Here is a 24,693-nt window from a genome sequence, read left to right as displayed (position 1 = left end):
ATTTCCCTCCAGTTAAAAATGATTCTCTAGGCAGTTGCAAGAATGATTTTTGCCCATTTATTGGTATAAAATAAACTAGCACATAATGTTAGACAATTCCCTGATATCCCACTGATCACTGCAATCATTCCCTGTTTTTCATCAATTGAAAACACAGAATGTACGAGCAGTGGATAAAAACTTAATATAATAAATAAGAGGATCCCTTGCAGGGAGGAAGCACAAACTAATTTCAAAAAATTTTTACCAATCGAACTAACTTCTTCATTAAGAAACGTCACAAGAGGTAATGGAGAAATGCTAAAATACAAATAAATTTCAAAAAAACGCATGAAAATAACCAGTTTTGTTAGCACACTTGTTAGTACGGATAAAATCAACGGGATCAACAAAATAATTAACAACGTAAGTTTTTCAAAAAAGCCCCAATGGTAGATTCCCTCAATCAATGAAAGAACATCAACAGCCTTACTTCCACCTTCTCGAATCCCAATTTGACTGATACCATTACTGATTGTTGTACTAATTTCAACGATCATATGGATAAATATTGTTAAATGGCGCATGATCAACAGGCTTACTCCTAATTTAAGAAAGAGCGGGAGGAACAACTCCATGCCACCAAAACCGGAATAATTTCCATAAATCTTTTGTGCCATTTGTTGAAACTCCAGCAATAGTAAAAAGCCTAGTACAGAATAAGCAATTGGTTTGATTACTCCATTCATAATTAACTCACTGTATTGATAGATATCAGGTAGATAGGTTTCTAGATTTTGTAGTAGCATATTTTTAGGGTCGTTTGAAAAATTTAATTGATCAGCAATTGTTTGTAGTAAAAATTTGATTGCACCGTCCAGCTTAGCCACTTCCTTAGATTGAAATAGTTGCTACCCAAGCGCCAGCTGCAACGATAACAGCCCCACCAACGATTTGAAAAAGAGCATTTTGCATTCCGGGACCATTATGTTCTTTGATAGCCGCACCGAGTTGAATAATCCCCCATACAGTGAGCAGACTGCCAGAAGCAAGTACTCCTTTTGAAAACAACGACATCGCTTGCTCAAAATAGTCCATATTATTCTTTCTCCTTTTCTATCGCTTGTTGATTCATAACTGTTACTTGGTAACTAGCATGTACCCGCTCAAAAGAATCACTGATACTCAAACTGACAGTGTAAGTTCCTGGTTTGTTGACATCGACGTTTTCAGTCACTTCGACATCTGTTAAAGATAATGTTTCTTCTTTGTCGTAAACCTCAATTCCGGCTAGCGGATCAAATGCCTCTCCAATAGCTAGCACCTTATCGGCTATGCCTATAAATCGTGGTGGTTCATTGATGACCGTTATTTTCCCATAACCACTGGTTGTTTTGCCATTTGTATCAGTGACTTTAAGAGGAAGCAAATATTTTCTTAATTTAGATGTATCGATCCGATTCCATGCTGCTTCATCTATTTCAATATTTAATCGTTCTAACGGATCTTCTCGATCTGAAACAACCAGTTGTGCAAAATAATCTTCTTTCTTCAAAGCAGAGAAAACATTGACTTGAAGATCCGCCTGGATGATTTTAGGGGCTTCATTCGTTACTTGTACGAGAAGTCGCCTCTCCTCTGCATATTTTCCATATCGATCTTGCACATTGCTAATCCTAAAGAAATATTTTCCTTCTTTATTGGAATCAAAATTAGTTTCTAAGATATTGGTTTTAATTAATGAGATATCTCCGTCTTCTCTATCCCAAGCTTTCACATAGTCGAAAATATTCAACTCTTGATTTATCTGATGGTCAATCCATTCGGGTATATGGATTACCGGTGCCTCATTTTCAATTTTGATAAACGCTTTCGTTTTCGCTTGAGCCCCATGTCGATCATTGACAGAATAAAGCACCTCATAGCTTCCTTCTTTGTTGATATCAAGATTTGTTTCGACTTCAATCTTTGCGGTTAGATCCCCATCTTCTTGGTCCATTGCGGATACTCCCGCTAACAAATCAACTGGTACACCGATCTGCTGGTACATTGTCGTCTGCTTCAAGTTGATTTTCGGTAAGCTATTAACAAAAAAGTAGATGGTGGCATCTGTAAACATTCCTGCCGAGTCGGTGACACGGATCGTAAATTTTTGCTCGCCTAGCTTCGACGTGTCAATAAAATTATGTTTGACTGTGGGAAAAGCGTCGTTACCCGTAAGAATCTCAAAATAGTCTGTTGGTTCAAATTTACTGTATTGCTCAATGACCATGTAAGTGGATGCTAGTGAAATTTGTGGTCTCTGCCAAGTCGTTTGGTCATTCTCAAGATTCTTTTCTTTTTCAACAGAAACTGGAGGGGCCTCATAGACTGGGGCTTGTTTACTATCCGCTCTTTCTTTTGAAGTTTCTAAAGTTGTGACTTCTGTTTTCTTTTTTTCTTTAGCAAAGGCAACGACTAATTGCGCTACCTCATGCTCTAGTTGTTGAAGTGGCAATTCCGTTCCCTCAGTTTTAGAACTAAAATAGTCAAATTGTTCCATGACTGCGATTGCCGGATCATGATCCTCTTCAAGAAAATAATGAGTGGGTATTTCTTCTTTTTCTATGTTTTTTGTATCAATGATATTTGCTACTTGTTTTTGTTTACTTGCTACTGTTTTTTCCTGATTGTGACTTAGGTAGATGCTAGTAATTCCTGTGATACTTCCACTGATAAAAAGGAACAAAAGTCCATATTTTATCCTGCCTAGATTCTTTTTCGATAACTGATCTACACCGATTGAACGTTTCACCATTCTTTAGACCATCCTTTCTTTTATCTTCTAAACACTTTGATCATACTTTTAGTAAAAATAAGCGAAATCAATTTTTTCACAACTTTACATGTTTCTGCTTTTTTTGAAGATAGAGATAACTGCTAACGATAATAACCAAGCTTATCCCAAGAACAACCATCCCTAGCGAATGTCTTTCATTCGTTTTTGGCAATATGCTTTGCTTTAATAATAATTTTTCTTTTTTTAATGTAATTGTCTGATCTTTGTTCCTTAAATCATCCTCACGTCCTACTTCATTTTTTTGCTCTTCTTCGTAATATAAGACGTGGGTCGCTGTTAATTGATCGCCATCTTTGAGGATATTTGCCTTCAACTCAAGAAATACTTCAAATGTATCTTCTTTGCTTTTCGCAGTATAGGTTGACGTTGATTCACTGACCATTTCTCCTGTTTTCGTATTCTTATATTGCGTAAAAACAGTATAAGTGTGTCCGATTTCGATTGCCTCGCCTTTGACCCACACCACATCTTTCAACTGATTGTCTACTGTTGGATCAAGTATTTTTTCGCCAGCAATATCGCTAAATAAAGAGGTCAACTCTAATGGTTCCCGTTCATTGTAGGCTTCAAGAACAAGTAGTTCGCCATCTTTTTCAACCGTGACAGAAAAATCCATTGGTTCTTCTAATGGTAAATAGCCTGCCAAAGGTTCCACTTCAACAAATTTATAGTCGCCATAAGGTAGTGCCTCTACATTGATTTTCCCTTCTTTATCAGTCAAATATTTTTCAATTAAGGTTTCAGTCAATTCTCCATTTTCATCCGCTGCTATGTTGTATAAATGAAATGGGACATTTTCTAATGGTTGTTCATTCAACCGATCTCGTTTGATCAATTGGATATCTTGTCGAGCTAAGCGATTCGGAATTTCTAAACGAATCAAGGCATCAGCATTCTCTTTTGTGACACTAAAAATGAGTGGTTCTTCTAGTGGTACATATCCTTCTGGTGCTTTGATCTCATGGAGTTCATAGCGATCCACACCCCAAGGCAAACTTTCTGTGGTAATGATTTCGCCTTTGTCATTGGTTTCAAAAATATCGGTCTGTTCCGTGTCATTGGGTCGTACCATCGAAACAAATTCGCCTTCTCCTTCATTTGCCCATGTATCAAAAATTTTGAACTGAGCGCCTGCGTAAGGTATGTTCTCGCCTGTTTCTTCATCCACTTTGATGATATGCAATCGAGATTCAATCACTTTATCTTCCAATAAAAAGAAATGGGTATAGCCGTCTTCCGTGATCGTCACTTCAAATGGTTCGATCAATAAATAGCCATCCACACCTTGGGTTTCTTCAATGGTATAAGTGTCATAAGGTAGATTCTCAAACTTGAAATACCCGTTCTTACCAGTGACTTGGACATATTCTTGTCCAGTGGTGTGGGAAGTAGCTGTCAGTTCAACCCCTTCTAAAGGTGGCTTTATCCCCTGTTGCTCTTTTTTCAGTCTGGCAATTACTTCAAAAACGGTTTGAGGAATCAAGGGACGTGAACCAAACTTATAGCCTTCTATATTCCCTTTGATGACTCGATCGGTCACCGTTTTACTGTGAAGCGCTACAGTTTCATTTTGTCCAGCATACGTGAGGTTAACGGTATGTTTTGTAGTATCTAAAGTGTAGCCTTCTGGTGGTTCGATTTCTTGGAGATAATAGGTTCCCAGCTTTAATCCTTTCACCTCTGCTTGTGCTACGCCATCGATATCTTGCATCGTTAGTTTGCTAACAGAAGTCCCATTCTTATCAGTTAACTCATAAACAGCTCCTACCAATTGAGAAGCCCCTTGTGGTTTACTGCCTGTTTCTTCATCTTCTTTGATCACTTTGAGATTTGCTAGTTGCTCTTTATTATCTAAACTGATCGTGGTGGTCTCATTGGCTTTGATGGTCACTGTCTGAGGTGTGGCATTGAGGACATAGCCATTCGGTGCTTTGATTTCTTGTATCGTTACTTTTGTGTCGACTAACAAATCATTCCAGGTAGCATAGCCATCAGAACCTGTAGTGATTTCTTTGGTTTTTCCATCAGACGTAGTAAAACGAAAAACGGCACCTGCCAGTGGTTGCTTGGTCGTTTCATCTACTTTGCGTACACGGGCATTGCCGTTTTTTAAAACATTTATGGTTAAAGAAATTTTTCTATGTTCATTTAATCTGCCAACCATCATATTTTGGGTATATGGGTGTTGATAAATTAGCGGAACACCTTGAAAAGTAGAGGCAATACCATAGTCAAATTCAACTCGACTAGTCGCTTCTGCATTTTTGTTGGCAAGAATCGTTAATTGATTTCCTTTTTTAGAAATACTTAGTCCTTGTGAGACGAAAGATGGTAATGACTGATAATTACTAAAGGCATGGGTCGTGTCAGTTAAGGTGATACTTTCTCCAACTTTTAAGTTTATCGTTTGTTTGTCAAAAGAAGGTGATGTATAGAAATAATTGACATTTTTCATGACAGCAGATTTAAAGGTTTGATAGTCCGTCATCGAAAATACCCCTGAAATACTTAACGGTGTAATCCCTTGTTGTTCCCATACCAAAATTTGAGTCATCAATTCTTTTTTCAACGTGTGGCCCGAAACCATCAGCCCGTAATACTTAATCAAAGAAATTTTTTTCATCTGTTCAGTATTTCGCTCAGCGACTGTATAGCCAGAGTTATTTCCAAGATTAAGTGCAGCACCTGGTTCTATGCACAAGGCAATTTCATTGTTGATCCGTTTACCGTACCAGCCATATTCACGTACACCGTTCGATAAGCGAATATCAATATTGGAGATATGAGCATTGGGGTCAACATAAATCGTTTGATTGTTTCGTTGGTGGGTTTGAGTTTCTCCTAAAGCAGCATGAATCGAGTGAGTGATGTAATTCGAAGGAGTTGTCGTATATAATTTGCCGTCTTCAGTTTGAATCAACTGATTTTCTTGAAGAAAACTTATCTTACGATCGTCTTGATCTGTATTTTCTAAATTTCCTGCTAAAACAACAAGTGGTCGGCAAAACGAAACGGATAATAAATGAATGATCAAAAATATGCGTACAACTAACTGGTATTTTTTCATCGAAATTCTCCTGTTTTTTGATAATAAACCTGCTTATCTACAAAAGTTCTCTCATAAACATAGAATTACTACTGACACTAAAAAACAAAATATTCGCTACTGAATCAAGCGAATCACATATTCATTTTTAGTGCGGTCATACCTTAAAACGCCACTTTTTTGTATCTGATTGATCAATTTTGCTTTGTCTCCATTTGTCCATCCATCTTGATGAACAAGCTGTTCATATTCACGCAAAGTAATCTGTTTTCTTTTACTACTACGCATAAAAGTTAATAATCGCTGGAGTTCTGTCATCAAGTTGTCACTCCTTAAAAATTTTAAGGCCACACCATTTTTAGGATAAATGGAAACCTGACTTTTTTAGGAAAAAGCCAACCCATATCCTCACTGTCCTCGGAAAAAACATTACGTAAGAAATTTTTCTTCAAACCATTAATCACAGTTATCGGTTCCGTCCTCCGTAAGAGATTCTAGTCATACTTTTGCTGTTAGCATGCCAACACTAACAGGACTGTTATTTAGTTGAGCATCGATAAAGATTGACAGCAAATCATCGTTATCAGTTAGATTGCTAACCAGTAATGATGCTCACATATAACGTTTTCAACGAACAAATATGTTTTTTTGCAACGACTAAACTTGCCAAGCTTTTACTTTCATTGGTCGTTCCACGTACTGTAAGTTTTGTTTTGTGTTCCTTCGTTTAGCAAAGATAAGACCGCCAGAAGAAACGGCTGTTTTTATTTGTGGATAAATCTTGTAGTCAGGTAATTCTTTTTTTGTCTCTTGATTGATAAACTGTCCATTCCCTAAATTAGCCCACGTAGAACCATCAAATAATCGAATCGTTAGTGCTTTACTTCGAATTGCTTTTTTTGAACAGATTCGTAACACGTAAATCCCTCCTCACTCTATAATTACGATTTATTTGCGATTCTTCCAAAAAAAATAAAAGACATTGATCAACTTAAGTCAATCAATGTCTTTCAGTTCAGCTTATTTTGTTTTGGGGAAGAGTTAGATCATTACAGTGATCGTAGCAGCAGCTAAAATCAAGACTAGTCCAATAACTGTAACAGTCATTTCTTTCTTGGTTTTCTTTTGTCCTAGGAACCAAATACCAGTCAGTGTCGCTAATACTACGGATGTTTGAGAAAGAATAAACCCTGTTGCTAACCCATTCATATCTGGTTGAGCTGAAATTAAATAAGTTAAAGCAGCGAAGGCAAAGAAAAATCCTGAAAAAATATGTTTATAAGAGACAACTTCGACAAACGCTGATTTTTCTTTAAAACTTAAAACAGCTGAATAAACAACAGCAACGATTACCATACCAATTGCTTGAGGTAAAAAGGCATGCATTCCATCAATTGAAGTTGCTTGAGGAGCTGCGGAATAAGCCCAGTAGCCGATTTCACCTACTGCTAACAAAAGGACCGCTTTTTTCAATAAGTTACTGCCTTCTGTATTTTTCTTTTCAGTCCAAACAGTCATCCAAGCACCTAAAATAATCAAAACTAAAGCAAAGGCACCCAAGACTTTCGCAGTAGCGCCAGGCCAATTTCCTAAAGCAAACACGCCCCACAATGAAGCCCCTAATAATTGAAAAGCAGTAGTAATAGGCATTGCACGAGAAGAACCAATCAAGGTAAAGGATTGGAATGTAATGATTTGGGCGATTGCCCAACCAACACCAGATAAGATTGAAAAAGTCAGGTCAGATCCTGTTGGTAACTCCATTCCTTTATATAAAGCAAAAACAATTGCAAAAATCAATGTTCCTAATGTTGAACCTAAAATTTGATTGACCGGACGTCCCCCGATCTTAGATGCGATCGTAGGATATAACCCCCAACCAAGTAGTGGGCCTAAGCCAATTAAAAGCGCGGTAGTATTCATGGTAGACTATTCCTCCTTCTTTTTTAAAAAACGACGCCGCTTTCTAAAATAATATTAGCATAAGGTGTCATTTCCCCCGTGCGAATAAACGCATGACACTGATTCAAATCAGCTTTCATTTTACTATGAGGGATAAAAGTAATAGGTGTTTCAGGTAGCCGTTGTTGAATTTCCGATAATACTTTAGGGTTTTCTGACTTGATTTCTTCAGCTAAATAAATACGTTGAACTTCTAACTCTTCAAGCACATTGTTCAAGACTTCCATAAAGCTTGGAATACCATTATCTACAGCCAAATCGATTTTTTCAGTTGTCATCGGCACGGGCATACCTGCATCACCGATACTTAATGTGTCAAAATGTCCCATTTGTGCGATTACACGAGAGATATCTGAATTGATTACTTTTGATTTTTTCATAATAAAAACGTCCTTTCTTAATTCAATTCTTGTTTATATGGAATAGAAGGTTGTGCGCCAAAACGTTGAACAGTCAAAGAAGAAGCTTTATTTCCATAGGTAATTGCTTCCTCTAAATTACTAAAATCAGTTGCTAACATGCTACTCATCGCACCAATGAATGTATCACCTGCAGCTGTCGTATCGACTGCATTCACTTTGAACGCTGGCACGATCCCATTTTTGCTGTTTTTAATCGAGTAAAATGCGCCTTTACTTCCGATCGTGATAATTACAACTTCGATTCCTAATTGATGTAAGTGAGCTGCAGCCTGTTTTAAGCTTTCTTCGTCCGTAATCGAAATCCCTGTTAAAATTTCTGTTTCTGTTTCATTAGGAATAATCATATCTGTTACTTTCAATAACTCTTCAGGCACATTTTCTAATGCTGGGGCAGGATTCAAAATTGTTTTTACTCCAACCTCTTTTGCTAGGTTAAAAGCTTCAATCGTACTTTCTATAGCGCTTTCAAACTGTGCGATGATAAAATCACTTTTTTCGATGATCGCTTTGTTTTGTCTAACTTGTTCTGGTGTAAACGCATTGTTCGCTCCGGCATGGATCATAATACTATTTTCCCCAGCATCATCAACGATGATGTAAGCTTGACCAGTCGCTTGGTTTTCAAGAGTTGCTACACCTTGTAAATTGATTTCTTCTTGTTCTAAAAGCTCAGCCATTGTTTTGCCAGCTTCATCGGTACCAATCGCTCCAATAAAATGAGTAGTAGCTTCTGAACGTCTTGCAGCAACTGCTTGGTTTGCTCCTTTTCCTCCGCCAGCTGAAAATGTTTCTTTCGTGTGGATCGTTTCTCCTGGTTTAGGCATGTGTTTAACTCGGATGGTCCGATCTAAATTAATGCTACCGATAACTGTTACAGTGTTCATTCCTTCATCACTCCATATTACATATTAATTGAATCAAACGCCATTCATCAATAATTAAAACGTTTTAACTCTACACCGAAAATATACCACAGATTGAAAGCTATTTCAAGAACCTATTTTTCCTAATTTTTTATTAGCAATCAGCAGCTTCATTTTTACCAGCATTCTAAAACAAAAAAGCTGAACACTTGTGCTGACTTGCTTCAGTTAGATCTTGGTCTAACTTAAGACATTCACAACACAAGGCTCAGTTTTTTTATTTCACAACACTAATCAGAAAAAATAACCATCTGCAAAGTTAACTAATAAATCACTGATTCTTTATTTCGATGCTTTACCTGGTTCAGAGGCAATGATTGATAACTCTCCTTGAACCGTCCATTCTGTCACATCATTTGGTAAAATAAAACTTGCCCCTTTAGTTAATGGGTAAATTTTTTCATTAACAACTAACTCTCCTGCTCCATCGATTACTGTCGCTAATGTATAAGGTGCTTGTTTTTTAAATGATGTAATTCCTTTGATATCCCATTCATAAACATTAAAAAACTCGGTCTCTAAATACGTAACGATCGAAGAATTCCCTTTACGTACTTCTTTCATTTGAATCTGTGGCGTAATAGCTGGAACAGTTGTCACATCAATTGATTGTTGGATATGCAATTCACGCGTATTGCCATTGGCATCTTTACGGTCATAATCATATACACGATAAGTCGTGTCCGAGCTTTGTTGCGTTTCTAAAATCATGATCCCTTTACCAATTGCATGGATCGTTCCACTAGGGACATAGAAAAAGTCGCCTTTTTTAACTGGGACTTTTTTCAATAAGCCATCCCAACGACCCTCTTGGATCATCTCAGCAAGTTCTTCTCTTGTTTTTGCATGATGGCCATAAATGATTTCTGCTCCAGGTTCAGCATCAATGATATACCAACATTCTGTTTTTCCTAACTCACCTTCGTGCTTCATTCCATAAGCATCATCTGGATGGACTTGTACTGATAATTCATCTTCTGCATCTAAGATTTTAATTAATAATGGAAAGACAGGCTCAGTTGGGTTGCCAAACAATTCCTTGTGGTTTTGCCATAACTCGTCTAATTTTTGTCCTTGGTATTCACCGTTTTCAACGACACTTACACCATGTGGATGTGCGCTGATCGCCCAATCTTCACCGATTTTATCATTAGGTATATCAAATCCAAATACTGATCTTAAACGGCTGCCTCCCCAAATTTTTTCTTGAAAAACTGGTTTTAAAAACATAGGTTCTTGCATAGTTCAAACTCCTCTCAATGTTCATAGTTATTATAGCATCATTTTTTTAATAACGCTTTCTCTTTCAAAAATTTTTCAACAATTTCATCACGACAACGAATATAAGCTTCACGATGATCCGTTGGATGGATACGGTTTGATAAGAAAATAAATGCTTCTTGTTCAATAATGTCAATTAGTAAGAACGTGCCCGTATAACCAGTATGAAAAAGAATTGGTTGCTGTTGTTCTAATCCTTTTTTTAAATCCCATCCTAAGGAACGATTGCCTTTTTTCGTTGGCGTATGATCTTGTAAAAGTGAGCGAATCGTTTGTTCTTCTAAAAAACGCCCATTTTCAGCTTTCCCTAAATTCAAATACATTTTTACAAAGGTAATACTGTCCTCTAAATCAAGAAACAACCCAGCATTTCCTGCATGCTCAGCGAGTACTCTCGCTTTAGGATCATGTGTAACGCCCCGCAAAACCTCACCTGAAGCAAGTTGTTGTGTGGGAACAATTCTTTTGGAAGGATACGGTAAAAACGTACTGTGCATCATCCCTAAAGGCGCTAATACTTGTTCTTCGAATAATTCTGTGGCTGGCTCTTGGAAAATCTCTTCAAGCATCAATCCTAATAAAATCGTGCCTGCATCTGTATATTTCACTAATTTCCCTAACTGATCACCAGGTTGAAGCTTTAAATAGGCTTCGATCAGCTGTTCTTGAGAGAGTTGATCTCGATTAGGAATCCAAGTTTCAATATTTGATGTATGAGTCAGTAAATGTCGTATCGTGATTGTTTCATTTTCAAAAGCCGGTAAATAATGGTGTAACGGTTTGTCTAAGTCGATTTTACCATCTTCCCACAAGCGTAACACTAGACTGGTGGTAGCGATCACTTTTGTTAAAGAAGCCACATCAAATAATAGATCTGCTGTCATTGGTTGGGTTTCAGGTACGATCTGTGCATGACCTGCTGAAAAAGTTTCAACATGCTTATGCTTAATAAACGCACCAACAACACCAGGATAATAACCTTCTTCAAGTTTATTTAAAATCAACTGTTTCGTTTCTGGGTACATTTTATTCTCCTTCTCTGTCGAAGAAATCAATTTTTGTTCATCATGCTAAGTCAAATCATATAGCTTTATCCAAGAGGATGCAAGTAGATAAAGGTCGTGAAAACATCGGGTAGCTCCGATGACAATAAGAAAGAATTTTTTGAAACAGCTCCTCATGTTTTGAAAAATTCAGGCTTATTTCAAGGAGCTGATGTTTGAACGCCATGGATAAAGGTTGTGAAAAGAGCGTTTTGCCCTGAGTAATAAGGAGGAAAATCTCGAAACAGCTTTCCATGTTTTGAGATTTTTTGACTTATTACCGAAGGGCAGCTCTTTGAACACCGTGGATTAGGTCGTGATAGAAGCGTTCAGCTCCGAACGAATAAGAGAGGATTTTTTAAAATAGCTTCTCATATTTTAGAAAATCATCGCTTATTGCTGAGGAGTTGCTTCTTGAACACCGTGGATTAGGTTGTGAAAGAAGTGGTCAGCTCCAATGACAATAAGAAAATTTTTTAAATCAACTTTTCTTCTATCCTCTTGTATCTTAGAGAAACTTCTTTAGTTGAAGAGTTGTTTCTGGTATCCCTTTATATATTGAACAAAAAATCAGCTTTCGATTTCCGTTGTTGCTTGTGATGCGCTTTGCCAACAATGAACAAAAGCAAAAGCCCCTAAACATCAAATCGTTAGGAGCTATTTCTACCTATTCAATTATTTGTCTTCGCTTTATTTTTTGGCTTTTTTTGTATCGATCACAAACCACCATTCGATACCAATCGCATCATAAATTGTTAACACAGTATGTCTTTGATCGATAAAGAAGTCAACTGCAGTTTCATTTAAATGCTGAATCAACTGTTCCATGCTTTCTTGATCAATCACGAATTTCAAGAAATCTAAACCTAATACTTCATGAGTCGGCAATGCTAATGCCTCACTATTTGCTTCTGAGATTCCTACATGGAAGTTCCCTTCATTTAAAACATGTAATCCGTTCTTTTCTTCCCGAACTTTTAGTCCCAGTAAATCACTTAAAAAACGGCGTTCTTCTTCGCTATCAAAAACGTTTAAATGGATTTTTTCAAAGTAAGAATTAGCGGATAATTTTTTGTAACGCTCTTCTGACTTACGTAATAATGACTCTTGATCCATTGCTTCTGGTTGATTTCGTTCTTGAACATTGTCCTCTTCGTGATAAATTTCTAATTCGTTACCTTCTGGATCCTTAAGTAAGATCCCCATGCGCCCTTGATCTTCTAACGCATCTTCAATTGGATAGTTTGTTTTACGGATACGGGAAAGGATATCAGCCATTTCTGCTACCGTTGGAATAATCAATGAAAAACGTTTCAGTTTTTTGATTTCCCCAATGTAATCATGCGCTCTAGGACTTTCTTCCAGCAATAGCATCTCACTATTTTGCTCTTGTGTCCCTAAAATAGCTAATTCATTTTCTTCCCGTTTCAAATCAAAACCGATCGTATTTTTGTAAAAATCAATCATTTTATCTCTATCTTTAACCCGGATTGCTACACTTTTTAGGTAAGTAGTAGACCCCAATTTAAATTCTTTCATTTTTCTTGCTCCCCTCTACGTCCAGCTTTATTTTAACGATGCTTCACATTTCTTTCAAGCAATAAATGGGTTTTTATTAAAAAAAATGTGAGAATTTTCGCATTTTCCACGCAATACTGCAATTATTTTTAAATAACATTCATTATAATAAATAAAACGCATGGAACGCTTCAGATGCTCTTTCCATGCGTTTTACTATTAATGAATTGTTAAGAAACAGCTTCTTCGGAAAACTGGCTATTATATAAATCAGCATAAAATCCATCTTTTTCCATCAATTGATCATGATTTCCCGTTTCAACAATTGAACCATGGTTCATGACAATAATGTTATCGGCATCTCGAATGGTTGACAGACGGTGAGCTACTACAAAGCTTGTTCGATTTTCTAATAAACGATTCATCGCTTTTTGGATCAAAATCTCTGTCCGAGTATCCACACTAGAAGTTGCTTCATCAAGTATCAATACATCCGGATTAGCTAAAAATGCCCGAGCAATCGTGATTAACTGTCGTTGCCCTTGGGAGATGTTGCTGGCATCTTCATTTAATACCGTTTGATAACCTTCAGGCAGTTTGCGAACAAAGTCATCAACATGGGCAGCTTTGGCTGCTTCAATCACTTGTTCGTCAGTTGCATCATCGTTTCCGTATTTGATATTGTCGTAGATGCTACCTGTAAATAGCCATGTATCTTGCAGAACCATTGAAAATTGAGCACGTAAGTTATCTCGAGATAAATCTCTCGTATCTACCCCGTCATAACGGATACTTCCGCCAGAAACATCATAGAAACGTTCTAACAAGTTGATCAAGGTCGTTTTACCAGCACCAGTTGGACCAACAATTGCCACCATTTCTCCAGGTTTCACATCCAGATTAAAATCTGTCATCAATAGTTGATCTTTGGTATAACCGAATTGAACATTTTCAAAACGAACTTTATATGGTGTATTCTCTTCAACAGGTAACCCAGATTTTTTATCAGACATTTCCTCTTCATCCAGCACTTCAAAAACCCGTTCCGCAGATGCAACAGTTGACTGGATCGTATTCATTAAACTTGCAAGTTGAGTAATCGGCTGTGAGAATTGTGTCGTATATTGTAAGAACGCTTGAACGTCCCCAAGTGTCATATTCCCATTTGCAACTTTGACCCCACCTAATACAGCAACAAATACATAGCCAAGATTTTTAACGAAGTTCATCAAAGGCATAATGATGGCAGAGATAAACTGCGCTTTCCACCCAGCAGCATATAACTTGTCGTTTTCTTCTTCAAAAACTTCTTGGTCTTTGGCTGTATGATTGAAAGTTTTGACGATCGTATGACCACCATAGGTTTCTTCTACTTGGTTGTTTAAGAGACCTAAACTTTTTTGTTGATCTGCAAAAAAGACTTGGGATTTTGGTGCAATGATCATCACGACGATCAAACTCAATGGAATCATCAGTAAAGCCACTAACGTCAATTGCCAACTAATAGAAAGCATCATAACGATGACACCGATCAAAGTAACTGCACTTGTTACAAACTGTGTTAAGTTTTGTTGAAGGGTACTGGCAATATTATCCATATCATTGATTGCACGAGACATGATGTCTCCATTTGTATGTGTATCATAATAAGAAATCGGTACTCGATTCATTTTTGCTTCTAGATCTTGACGTAACTCATAAACTGTTCGTTGCGATACTCGTGTCATAATAAATTGTTGCAAGAAATTGAATACTGCAGAAATCAAATACATCACAATAACCGTGGCGATGATTTGAGCAATTTTATCAAAATCAATTGGGAATTTAGAAATTTGTTGCCCCGCTTGCATTTGTTTTGCTCCAGCCATTACCCCATTAAAAATCTCAGTAGTTGCTCTCCCTAATACTTTTGGTGTTTGGATCTGGAAAATGACTGCTGCGATCGCTAATACAAATACAGCAATGATCGCAACCGAGCGTTTTGACATATAGCCAAATAAACGTTTCACTGTGCCCCAAAAATTCTTTGGTTTTTCTCCTTTTGCCCCAATGTTTCGACCGGGTCCGTGACCGCCGCCAGGCATTGGTCGTTGAGAAGGTTTGGTCGTTCCTTTACTCATGCTAGATCCTCCTCTCTTAATTGTGAATGAACGATTTCCTGATAGGTTTCATTCGTTTTAAGAAGTTCATCGTGTGTGCCTTTGCCAACTAGTTTTCCTTCATCAAGGACTAAGATCATATCCGCATCCATTACTGTACTTACTCGTTGTGCAACTAAAACCGTAATACTTTCTTTCATATTTTGTTTTAAAGCTTGGCGTAATTTTGCATCTGTTTTAAAGTCCAAAGCCGAGAAAGAATCATCAAATACATAAATGTCAGCTGGTTTGACTAATGCTCGAGCAATCGCCAAACGTTGTCTTTGCCCACCAGAAAAATTTCCTCCGCCTTGTTCAACATGGCTGTCTAAGCCCTCTTCCATTTCTGAAACGAAGTCTTTGGCTTGGGCGATTTCTAACGCTTTCCAAATCATTTCATCAGTAGCATCTGCTTTCCCGTACTGCATGTTTTCTCTGATCGTGCCAGAGAACAACATGGCTTTTTGTGGAACAAAGCCCATCAATTCACGCAAATTATACTGAGTCATATCGGTAATACTTACACCATCAATCTTGATTGTTCCTGATTCGACATCGTATAGTCGTGGGATAAGGTTGACTAAAGTAGATTTACCCGAACCAGTTCCACCAATAATCGCAACAGTTTCGCCTGATTTTGCTGAAAAATCAATATCTTCTAATGCCAGCTTCTCAGCTCCATGGTACCGGTAGTTGACATGTTCAAATGAGATTGTGGCAGCTTTACCTGCAGGAGTCACCTCAGTTGGGTTCTCAGGATCTGAGATACCTACTTTTTCATCTAATACTTCATTGATCCGATCAGCAGAAGCTTGCGCTCGAGGGACCATGATAAAAATAGCTGAAAGCATCATAAAGCTAATTAAAATTTGCATAGCATACGTCATAAATGCAATTAGGTTTCCGACTTCTAACGTCATATCTGCTATGTAGTGTCCACCAAACCAAGTAATTGCTACGTTTGTTCCACTCATAATCAAAGTCATCATCGGCATCATCAATGCAACGATCGTGTTGACTTTAATTGCTGTATTTGTATAATCTTTGTTTGCTAAATCAAAACGATTTTCTTCAAAACGTGTCTTATCAAACGCTCGGATTACCCTTACCCCTGTTAATCCTTCACGAAACACTAGGTTCAAACGGTCTGTCTTCTTTTGCATGCTCTTGAATAGTGGTACCGCAAAAAACATGATTCCGCCGATCACCACTAGCATGATTGGAATAACTACTAAGAAAATTTTGGTTAATTGATGATCTTTTTGATAAGCAAGAAAACTTGCGCCAACCAATGTGATCGGTGCATTGATCATCATTCTTAAAAACATTTGCGTAACCATCTGGATTTGTGTCACGTCATTAGTTGTACGGGTAATCAAGGATGCTGTACCATATTTGTCAAATGCATCTTTTGTTAAACTTTCAGATTTTTTATAAACATCGGTACGTAATTGCTTTCCTAATTTTTGTGACTCACGTGTAGCAAAAAAGGTATTTGCGATTGCTGCGATGATACTAATCAAAGAAAAACCGATCATAACAAAACCTGTTTGCCAAATATAATCAACATCACCTCGTGCTACACCTTTATCAATGATATTTGATGTGAGCGTCGGCAAATAAAGATCTGATAAAACTTGGATAACCATGAACAACGTGGCTGCAATAGCTGAAGTCAGTGAAATCCGTTTGACGATTTTTAGCATGTAATTCCCCTCTTTCTATTGATATACGCCGTCTTTCAACCATGATAGTTTTAATTTAAATTCTTTAATGGCATGATCCACGGAGTAATTTTCGTTTTTTGAAAATGATTTATAGGCATGAGCAATCGTAGTAAAGACGATATTCATGATCAATTGGATCAGTAGTTCCAGTTCATGATCATCGTTTACTTTCAGTGTCGTTCGATCAATCAATCCAATTAATTCTTTTGCCTCTTTTTGATGTTTTGCATGTGAATGACGCTGATCATCTTTTGTATGTGGCACGACTTTACGAGAAGCACGATAGTCCAAGTTCATGAAAAGATTACGATAAAAAGAAGCATTTTCCCCGACTAAAATCTCCCGAATGATTTTAGTAAAATAAAGCTCGAATCCTTCGAATAAATCCCCATCGACATCTTTTATCAGTTGGAACATATCTTTTGAACTATCACGTCGAACAGTTTCAAAATAATAATAGTAAAGATCCTCTTTGTCTTCAAAATACTGATAAAAACTACCTCTAGGGATTTCTGCGATTTTCACGATATTTGCGATGGAAGCATCTTTTAATGGTACTCTGGAAAATTCAATCCTAGCTGCTTCTAATAAACGTTTCTGCTTTTCCTCTGGTAGATGAAAAAAAGTTTTCGTAGGCATCTTTTTCCTCCTTCCTAAAATGACACACTGTCACATGACACTATGTCATTATAACACCAAGAAGATGTTTTGCAATGCTTTTCCATATTTTTTTCATGAAAAGACTAAAAAAATTCATAATTAAAAATCGAACCTTAAAAAAACTTGATAGCCTTTTCTCTTTCAAGTAAACTAGCTATGTTAGTCAGATAACAAGTCAGCTTAAAGGAGAGAATATTATGGCATCAGTTTTAGTAGTAAAAGGGCACCCATTAACTGCACAGGAATCACGTTCAGTTAAAGCATTAACAACTTTTTTAACTAGTTACAAAGAAAATCATCCGGAAGATGAAGTGACTGTTTTAGAGCTTTATCGTGATGATATCCCAGAAATCGATGAAGAATTACTTTCAGGATGGGAAGCACTTCGGGCAGGTGCTGAGTTCTCTACTTTGTCTGAAAGTCAACAACAAAAAATTGCTCGTTTCAATGAATTGACCGACCAATTTCTTGCTGCAGACAAGATCGTTATTGCGAATGCTTTATGGAACTTGAATATCCCAACAAAATTAAAAGCTTGGTTTGACACCGTCAATGTCGCTGGCAAGACATTCCGTTATACTGAAAACGGACCAGAAGGATTAGTTTCTGGTAAAAAAGCTTTGCACATCCAATCCAACGGAGGCATTTATAACGGTCAAGACTTCGCTTCTCAATATGTCAAAGGCATCTTAAACTTTGTCGGTATCGATCAAGTGGATCAATTATTTATTGAAGGTATCGACTATACCCCTGACCGTGCAGAAGAATTGATGCAATCAGCTTTAGATAAAGCTGCAGCATTTGGTCAAACTTTCTAATAAAAGCTACTTGCACGTTTACCATAAAGTTAGTCCCTTACTAACTTTGATTGTTGCATAGTGGGCACCTAAAAATTTCTTGAAATTTTCTTAAAAATTTAAAAAAATGAAGAAAGCGAAAATAGTTAAACTATTTTCGCTTTCTTCGTTTTTTTAGTCATGTGTTTTTAGTGCACAATTGGTTAGTCACTTTGTTTTTCTTCATATAAACTAGAGATAGTTGTATACCATTCAAAAACATGTGAGATGACCACTTTTGCTGCAGCATATACTGGAATACCTAAAATCACACCGACGATTCCAAACAGCTTCCCAGAAGTTAATAAAACTAATAAGATTGTGACCGGATGGATCGCCAATTGATTCCCTAAGACTAATGGAGAAATCAATCGTCCTTCAATCGTTTGTTCTAAAGCAAATACGATCAATACTTTGATCAACATGATCGGTCCCGCCACGATTCCTAAGAATACGGCCGGAATCATTGCTAAAAATGAGCCTAGATAGGGAATCAAATTTAAAAAGCCGGCAATGATCCCTAAGGTGACTGCATAATCGAGTCCAATGATCGCAAATCCAATCATAAACATGATCGCTACTGCAAAAGCCACCGTCAATTGTCCACGGATATAAGAAGAAACTTGATCGTTCATTTCACTTAATACTTTCAAAGTTGGTTTTCGCATACGTGTTGGTAGGAAATTCACAAAATAAGGGGCAAGTTGCTTGCCATCTTTCAATAAATAGAAAAGGATAAACGGCATAGTTAGCAAAGCAACAATAATCGTAGCAACTGCTCCCACAAAACTTCCTAAACTTTGAACCGTACTTTTTGAAATATCTTGGAGCATATCCCCCGCTGAACTCATGAACTTATCGCCAGTAGCTTCCAATTGTTCCCTAAATTGGTTGAATAGAGGATCTCTTAGTATTTCTGTCAATTTATTATCGATCGTATCCACATATTGAGGAAAATGATTGATAAAACTCACGGTTTGCTCTTGGATTTTAGGAATGATTACCACTGTTCCCCAAGCAATCAGTGCCACGACTAATACAAATAACCCGATGATGCTATAGAGCCTTGGAACTTGGCGCTTTTCCAAATAGTCAACAACTGGATTCATCAAATAATACAAAATTGCCGCTAAAATAATGGGTAAGCCAACGATCGCCAGGAATTGCCAGATCGGGGCAAATAGATAGGACACCTTAGTAAATAAAAAAACGATCAATAAGATCAAAAGTACTACTAATAACGCAGTAACGACTTGATTATTTAAAAACCATCGCCAAAACCAAGAGACTGGTTTTGATCGCTTGTTTTTTCCTTCCATAATCTCACCTACTTGTATTTGATTTGTGTACCGACATGAATCTCAGGTAACTGATGTGGTGTTAAGTAAAGACCGTTCACAATACTATTTTCCTCAGAATAATGATCAAAAATCAGCGTAACATGCCCTACTGTGTTTAAATTTTCATTTGCCAATCTTCCCACATGCTCAATCTGATATTCTTGTTGATCAAAAAAAAGTGAATCCCCTTTTTTTAATGAAAATTTTTCGGTAGAAGTAATCTTTTGGATCACTGAATAGTTACGTAGTGTAGTTGTTGCTGTTCGATCAAATAAAATCAAGATCGGTTCTTGTTCACTTACTGCATTTTCTCCGATTTCTTTGATGGTTGCATGAATCATTTTATTCTCTCCTTTGTTACAAATTCTGTCGCTCACTCTATATTCAGTATAACATATTCTCATTGTTTAACTCTCCTGTTTGAAATGTGCTAAAATAAACAAGGAACCTATTTCATACATTCTAGGAGGGATAAAATGAAAGAAAAAATCATTTTAGGGACGTACACAAGACGTGTGAGTGAAGGAATTTATACCATTGAATTAGATACAGAAAAAGCAGAAGTCTCAGGATTGAAGCTAGCTGTAAAAGAAAATAGTCCAACTTACTTAGCAAAAAGTGAAGCTGGTAATCTTTATAACGTCACAAGTCTGGACGGTTTAGGTGGGATCGGGGCTTATGATCAAGAATTCCATTTTTTGAATGCGGTAACAGAATCAGGCGCTCCTTTATGTTACGTTGCAGTTGATGAATCTCGTCAATTAGTATATGGTGCTAATTATCATAAAGGTGAAGTCAATGTTTATCGTATTTTAGACGATGGAGGTCTCGAAGCAACTGATGCCGTTTTTCATCAAGAAGCAACTGGTCCTCATAAAAATCAAGACCATGCACATGTCCATTATACTGATTTAACTCCAGACAACCGCTTAGTGGTTTGTGACCTAGGAACGGATCGGGTCTATACGTACGATGTATCTGATCAAGGAAAATTAACTATAGTTTCTGAATTTGTGGCAGAACCTGGAACTGGTCCCCGCCACCTTGTCTTCCATCCTGCAAATGAAACCATTGCTTACCTATTTGGTGAACTTGATAGTACTGTTCGTGTGCTTTCGTATAATAAAGCCCAAGGCAGCTTTGAAGAAAAACAAAAAATTAGTACACTACCAGATGATTTTCAAGGAGAAAATGGTGGTGCTGCAATTCGTATTTCAGATGATGGTCGATTTGTATATGCTTCCAATCGTGGCCATAACTCAATTGCAGTCTTTGCAGTTTCTGAAAAGGAGCAACTGTTGGAATGTATCCAAATTATTTCTACTGAAGGCGATTTCCCTAGAGATTTCGCTTTAGATCCTACGAACGACTATGTCTTATGTGCCAATCAAAATACCGATAATCTTACGCTTTTCGCGCGAAATAAAGAGACTGGTTTACTAGAATTACGCCAAAAAGACATCTATGCACCAGAATGTGTCTGTGTTTATTTTGAAAAGGAGCAGTAACATGAACAAAGATGAAGTATTGGATCGATTACGGGAAGAGTTAGAAATTCCTTTTTTCCAAGGAAAGTTAGAAGAAAAAGAATATAGTGAAGCAGATTATCAAAAATTAAAACAAGATTTACTTCAATATTTTGATGATTATGTCAGAAATGTTGAAAATTAAATAAGTGATCGGAAAAGCGTTACTTGATTTGCTCATGACGAAAACTCGAAACAAGTTTTTCACGTTTCGAGTTTTTTTGCTTAGTGCTGAAACTCCGCCGGGTATATTATTTGTTCATCTGAACTACATTGTTTTCGGTGAACGATTTGTTGAGAGCAGCCTCTATAAGTTGAACTTGAATATGGAGGGATTGAGTTGAACTGAGACAAACGATCGGTAAATAGCAAAAACCGTCAAGTTGGTTAGGCTTGACGGTAAAAGTGAATTATTCGATCGAGTAATTCAAAATTGTTGTTGGTATAGGTTACTTTCATATAATAAGTGATTGACTGATTTTTATCATAAAAAACATATGATAATTAAATTAAAACACTCTATTTTTCAATGAAACTTTATACTGTTTTATTTTTTCAACAATAAATTTGTCATTTTTTGGATGGCTGAAGAAATATTTTCTGTCGCTTGATCCTGTTTTTCTTCAGAAACATCAAATAAATCATGGTCAACTCCAGACTCTGGTTGGATACTTTGAGTCATTTCTTCACAACCAGCCACGTAGGAAGTATAGGCTTTTTCAAAACTTTTATGAATACCCATTACTTTTGCTGGTGGTCGCAACTGACTGATTTTTTTCAATATCACACGATATTTTTTTGTTCCTTCTTCAAACAAATGAACGATTTCAGCTAACTCTTCTGGAGACAAGTCTTCTGTTTTTTTCTGATCAATCGCTTCTCTGATCACTTGATATTTTGGATGCATCTGTTCACCGATCTCTTCCGTCTCTTTGACCATTCGATCGACTGATTGTACATAATAACCAATATTTGGTAACATTCTTTCTCCTACTTTCGATTTTATTTCTCTTTTATTTTACCTTTTTTTAGCACAATTGAATAGGCTTTCTACCCAGAGTAATAAAGTCATATGTTATTTTTCAAAAAAATTTGTTTGTAAACTGTATTTTTCCCCAGAAACAATATCATATTGAATCATCTCATAAGCTTGATAAAGTTCTGCTTGTTTTTTGTTTAATTGTGCTTCTCGATGCCATTGCCCCTCTTGGTAGTATAGTTCTCGCTCAAATGCTGGTAATTCATTTTGAAGTGCCAACAATAATTGATAAAAACCAGTTGTCTGTTGATTAGTCTGATTCATCAAGTCAGCAGCAAAATAAAAAGGACTTGTAACAGGAGCTTCGTTTTTTTCTAATTCTCCTTGACTATCAAACATCAAAAACTGTGTTTCGTGTAAGGTGTGTTTCTCATTACTATTTTGAATGGTGTCAGAATAGATCCCTGGTAAATGATCTCCCCAGAAAACAACTAGCGTTCTTCTTGATAACTTCTTCAGTTCTTCCGTGAACGCTTTTAAGGATTGGCTACTATACGAAATATCTTGAAGATAATTTTCTAAACTACTTATCCCACTATTATCCTCTGTTTTGGCTGTATATTCGAGCTGCTGATATTTTCCATCATAAGGCATATGGGTTTGCATCGTCACAAGATGGATAAATTGGGGTGTATCGTCCTCTTTTAAAAGATCCATCACTTCTTGATAAGCAGAAGCATCAGAAATGTAGGGATTATCTTCAATGGTGTCAGTATACGTCATCGTATTTTCACTAATAAATTCATCAAAACCTAAAACCTCATAAACATCTTTTCTTTTGTACATCGAGGTGTTATAAGGATGGATCGCAGTCGTATGATAATTTTGATCTTTCAATGTTGAAACGATCGAAGGTAATTGATTCATTTTGGGTACTAACATTGTGTAGGGTGTTGTTAATTGGGCATTGAATAGTCCCATTGAAAAACCTGTTAATGCTTCAAATTCGATATTGGCTGTTCCACCACCATAATTTTGAGAAAGCATCTGACCACTATAAGTCTGATCAGCAACCGCATAATAATCTGCCAAAGGATCACCGGTAATTTCCACCCCATTCAAACGACTAGGATCTGAAAAACTTTCGCTCATCACATAAATGATATTCGGTTGTTCTTCTGAGGCAGTTTTATTTTTTTCATCTGCCAGCTTTTGATAGTGTGATGTAATTTCCTTGATTTTTTCTTCGGAGTACCCTTTTGGCTTTTCCATTGGATCGATTTTTAAATTGTATAAGAAACCACCAATAAAACCTGTATTATAATAATTCATCTTTTGACTATAAGGGATCCACAAAGCCGTTTTGTTATATGCTTTACGTAATAAATTATTTGGGTTATTGAAATGACTAATATAAATTAGCGCAAAGATCGTAGTAAATAATGTGATCACTCGGATGGCTTGAAATTTCTTGTCTTTCTTAAAACTCCGATAGATAGCCCAGCAACCACCTGCTACCACCAATAGGATCATTCCTCCTAATAGATAAAACGAGGTTGTGCCTGTCATATCTTTTAATAAACCAAACTCTTTGATCATCTTTAGGTCGTCGGGATAAATCGGTTCTTGTCGATAGGTCATTTTTAAATAGTTTGCGTAACCTAATATTCCAATGCCAACAAGATAAAAGAATGTTCCAAAGAGAAAAGAACCTAATACTGCCACTAAAAAAAGGAAGATCATTAATAACACTAAACAAGCTAATAAAAATTTTTCCGTATGCCACGAAAAAGCAAATTTTACAGCTAGATCAAAAGAAAGATCGTTTTGACACCATTGTAAATACAAATTGCTTAGTCCAACGACAAAAACGATACTTATCGCCACTAATGTATATTTTAACCAATTTTTCTGTTTGACAGACAATTGATTGAAACTATCTTTTATATGTCTTTTCAAATGGATACTCCTTTAATTCATTTATTATTCGATACCGCTTTCCTTATTTTAATGATTTCCAGATAACAAGTAAAGAACTGTCTGCAAACCCTTATCTTTTTTTATTCGTTGTCCGATTTGATTGTTCACAAATTGTCGACTGCTCAATATCGTATTGTAAAAGCATAACAATAGTATGCAAGTAGCGACTTATAAAAAAGGCGTTAAAAAATCCATGTGAAAGAAGTCTACTGACATAACTTTAATTTTTAACACAAGATGTTTAAACAATTTATTACAGCTACTAAAAAAATCCTCCATGCGTTTATAATCTTAATTAATAGTACTTCATTGACGTACTACTACAGAATAGAACTGAAACCCAATGAATAGCTATTTTTAATCTTTTGTCTTAAATCTTGAAAAAGAACATGCGGTTCATATTCTCTTGATAATAGAAATAACCCGCTATATCCAGAAAATGCGAGAAGCTGTTTTCGGATATAGCAGGTTATTTTTCCATCTGAACTTTACTA

Annotated in this window: 22 protein-coding genes; 3 read left to right on the top strand and 19 right to left on the bottom strand. The window is 36.6% G+C overall.

The genetic code is table 11. The features are described from left to right. Positions 1–26: 26 nt before the first annotated feature. The 15 genes from IGL28_RS02320 to IGL28_RS02250 all read right to left on the bottom strand — a co-directional run bounded on the left by IGL28_RS02320 (position 27) and on the right by IGL28_RS02250 (position 17,517). Positions 27–869, bottom strand: coding sequence for a hypothetical protein (locus IGL28_RS02320; RefSeq protein WP_010720015.1), 843 nt, complete (start codon positions 867–869; stop codon positions 27–29). 4 nt (positions 870–873) lie between these two features. Further along, positions 874–1,077: a hypothetical protein gene (locus tag IGL28_RS02315; RefSeq protein WP_010720016.1), complete on the bottom strand. Its 204-nt coding sequence runs from the start codon at positions 1,075–1,077 to the stop codon at positions 874–876. 1 nt (position 1,078) lies between these two features. Beyond that, positions 1,079–2,776 (bottom strand): immunoglobulin-like domain-containing protein, encoded by a 1,698-nt coding sequence (locus IGL28_RS02310; protein ID WP_438843878.1) that lies wholly within the window; start codon positions 2,774–2,776, stop codon positions 1,079–1,081. Between the two features lie 76 nt (positions 2,777–2,852). Beyond that, positions 2,853–5,885 (bottom strand): SpaA isopeptide-forming pilin-related protein, encoded by a 3,033-nt coding sequence (locus tag IGL28_RS02305; protein WP_438843877.1) that lies wholly within the window; start codon positions 5,883–5,885, stop codon positions 2,853–2,855. A 96-nt stretch (positions 5,886–5,981) separates the two neighbouring features. After that, on the bottom strand, positions 5,982–6,182 hold the full coding sequence (locus IGL28_RS02300; RefSeq protein ID WP_010720019.1) for a hypothetical protein: 201 nt from the start codon (positions 6,180–6,182) through the stop codon (positions 5,982–5,984). A gap of 339 nt (positions 6,183–6,521) precedes the next feature. Next, a complete protein-coding gene (locus tag IGL28_RS02295; protein WP_010738415.1) occupies positions 6,522–6,782 on the bottom strand; it encodes a hypothetical protein in 261 nt (86 codons plus the stop codon). A 123-nt stretch (positions 6,783–6,905) separates the two neighbouring features. Next, positions 6,906–7,787: a ribose/proton symporter RbsU gene (gene rbsU, locus IGL28_RS02290; protein WP_010720021.1), complete on the bottom strand. Its 882-nt coding sequence runs from the start codon at positions 7,785–7,787 to the stop codon at positions 6,906–6,908. Between the two features lie 23 nt (positions 7,788–7,810). Continuing rightward, the gene (gene rbsD / locus IGL28_RS02285) at positions 7,811–8,206 is read right to left on the bottom strand and encodes a D-ribose pyranase (RefSeq protein WP_010720022.1); all 396 of its coding nucleotides are present in this window, start codon (positions 8,204–8,206) and stop codon (positions 7,811–7,813) included. Between the two features lie 17 nt (positions 8,207–8,223). Continuing rightward, positions 8,224–9,132, bottom strand: coding sequence for a ribokinase (gene rbsK, locus IGL28_RS02280; protein WP_010720023.1), 909 nt, complete (start codon positions 9,130–9,132; stop codon positions 8,224–8,226). Between the two features lie 321 nt (positions 9,133–9,453). Continuing rightward, positions 9,454–10,413, bottom strand: coding sequence for a mannose-6-phosphate isomerase, class I (manA, locus tag IGL28_RS02275; protein ID WP_081127726.1), 960 nt, complete (start codon positions 10,411–10,413; stop codon positions 9,454–9,456). A gap of 38 nt (positions 10,414–10,451) precedes the next feature. Further along, positions 10,452–11,477, bottom strand: a complete 1,026-nt coding sequence (locus tag IGL28_RS02270; protein ID WP_010720025.1) for a serine hydrolase domain-containing protein — start codon at positions 11,475–11,477, stop codon at positions 10,452–10,454. A 708-nt stretch (positions 11,478–12,185) separates the two neighbouring features. Beyond that, a complete protein-coding gene (locus IGL28_RS02265) occupies positions 12,186–13,034 on the bottom strand; it encodes a VOC family protein (RefSeq protein WP_010738419.1) in 849 nt (282 codons plus the stop codon). Positions 13,035–13,243: 209 nt separating this feature from the next. Next, a complete protein-coding gene (locus IGL28_RS02260) occupies positions 13,244–15,133 on the bottom strand; it encodes an ABC transporter ATP-binding protein (protein WP_081127725.1) in 1,890 nt (629 codons plus the stop codon). After that, a complete protein-coding gene (locus tag IGL28_RS02255; RefSeq protein ID WP_034699574.1) occupies positions 15,130–16,857 on the bottom strand; it encodes an ABC transporter ATP-binding protein in 1,728 nt (575 codons plus the stop codon). The genes IGL28_RS02260 and IGL28_RS02255 overlap by 4 nt, the downstream gene beginning before the upstream one ends. 15 nt (positions 16,858–16,872) lie before the next feature. Next, the gene (locus IGL28_RS02250; RefSeq protein ID WP_010720029.1) at positions 16,873–17,517 is read right to left on the bottom strand and encodes a TetR/AcrR family transcriptional regulator; all 645 of its coding nucleotides are present in this window, start codon (positions 17,515–17,517) and stop codon (positions 16,873–16,875) included. Between the two features lie 218 nt (positions 17,518–17,735). On the opposite strand from IGL28_RS02250, the gene IGL28_RS02245 reads away from it, so the two are divergent. Then, positions 17,736–18,356, top strand: coding sequence for an NAD(P)H-dependent oxidoreductase (locus tag IGL28_RS02245; RefSeq protein ID WP_010720030.1), 621 nt, complete (start codon positions 17,736–17,738; stop codon positions 18,354–18,356). Between the two features lie 182 nt (positions 18,357–18,538). Here IGL28_RS02245 and IGL28_RS02240 read toward each other — a convergent pair whose 3' ends face one another. Continuing rightward, positions 18,539–19,693, bottom strand: coding sequence for an AI-2E family transporter (locus IGL28_RS02240; protein ID WP_010720031.1), 1,155 nt, complete (start codon positions 19,691–19,693; stop codon positions 18,539–18,541). Between the two features lie 8 nt (positions 19,694–19,701). Next, positions 19,702–20,055, bottom strand: coding sequence for a PTS glucitol/sorbitol transporter subunit IIA (locus tag IGL28_RS02235; protein WP_034699568.1), 354 nt, complete (start codon positions 20,053–20,055; stop codon positions 19,702–19,704). Between the two features lie 135 nt (positions 20,056–20,190). Here IGL28_RS02235 and IGL28_RS02230 point away from each other — a divergent pair, with 135 nt between their 5' ends. After that, positions 20,191–21,222 (top strand): lactonase family protein, encoded by a 1,032-nt coding sequence (locus tag IGL28_RS02230; RefSeq protein WP_010720033.1) that lies wholly within the window; start codon positions 20,191–20,193, stop codon positions 21,220–21,222. Between the two features lies 1 nt (position 21,223). Beyond that, complete coding sequence (locus tag IGL28_RS02225) at positions 21,224–21,385, top strand: hypothetical protein (protein WP_010720034.1); 162 nt, start codon at positions 21,224–21,226, stop codon at positions 21,383–21,385. Between the two features lie 402 nt (positions 21,386–21,787). Here IGL28_RS02225 and IGL28_RS02220 read toward each other — a convergent pair whose 3' ends face one another. Further along, the gene (locus IGL28_RS02220) at positions 21,788–22,222 is read right to left on the bottom strand and encodes a hypothetical protein (RefSeq protein WP_063626564.1); all 435 of its coding nucleotides are present in this window, start codon (positions 22,220–22,222) and stop codon (positions 21,788–21,790) included. Between the two features lie 93 nt (positions 22,223–22,315). After that, positions 22,316–24,166: an LTA synthase family protein gene (locus IGL28_RS02215; RefSeq protein ID WP_376116025.1), complete on the bottom strand. Its 1,851-nt coding sequence runs from the start codon at positions 24,164–24,166 to the stop codon at positions 22,316–22,318. Positions 24,167–24,693: the final 527 nt, after the last annotated feature.

This window comes from Enterococcus sp. AZ077 (genome assembly GCF_051714965.1).
GTDB lineage: Bacteria > Bacillota > Bacilli > Lactobacillales > Enterococcaceae > Enterococcus_B > Enterococcus_B hirae.
The sequence above is the reverse complement of the archived record's forward strand: the minus strand, read 5'-3'. Positions and strand labels throughout refer to the sequence as shown.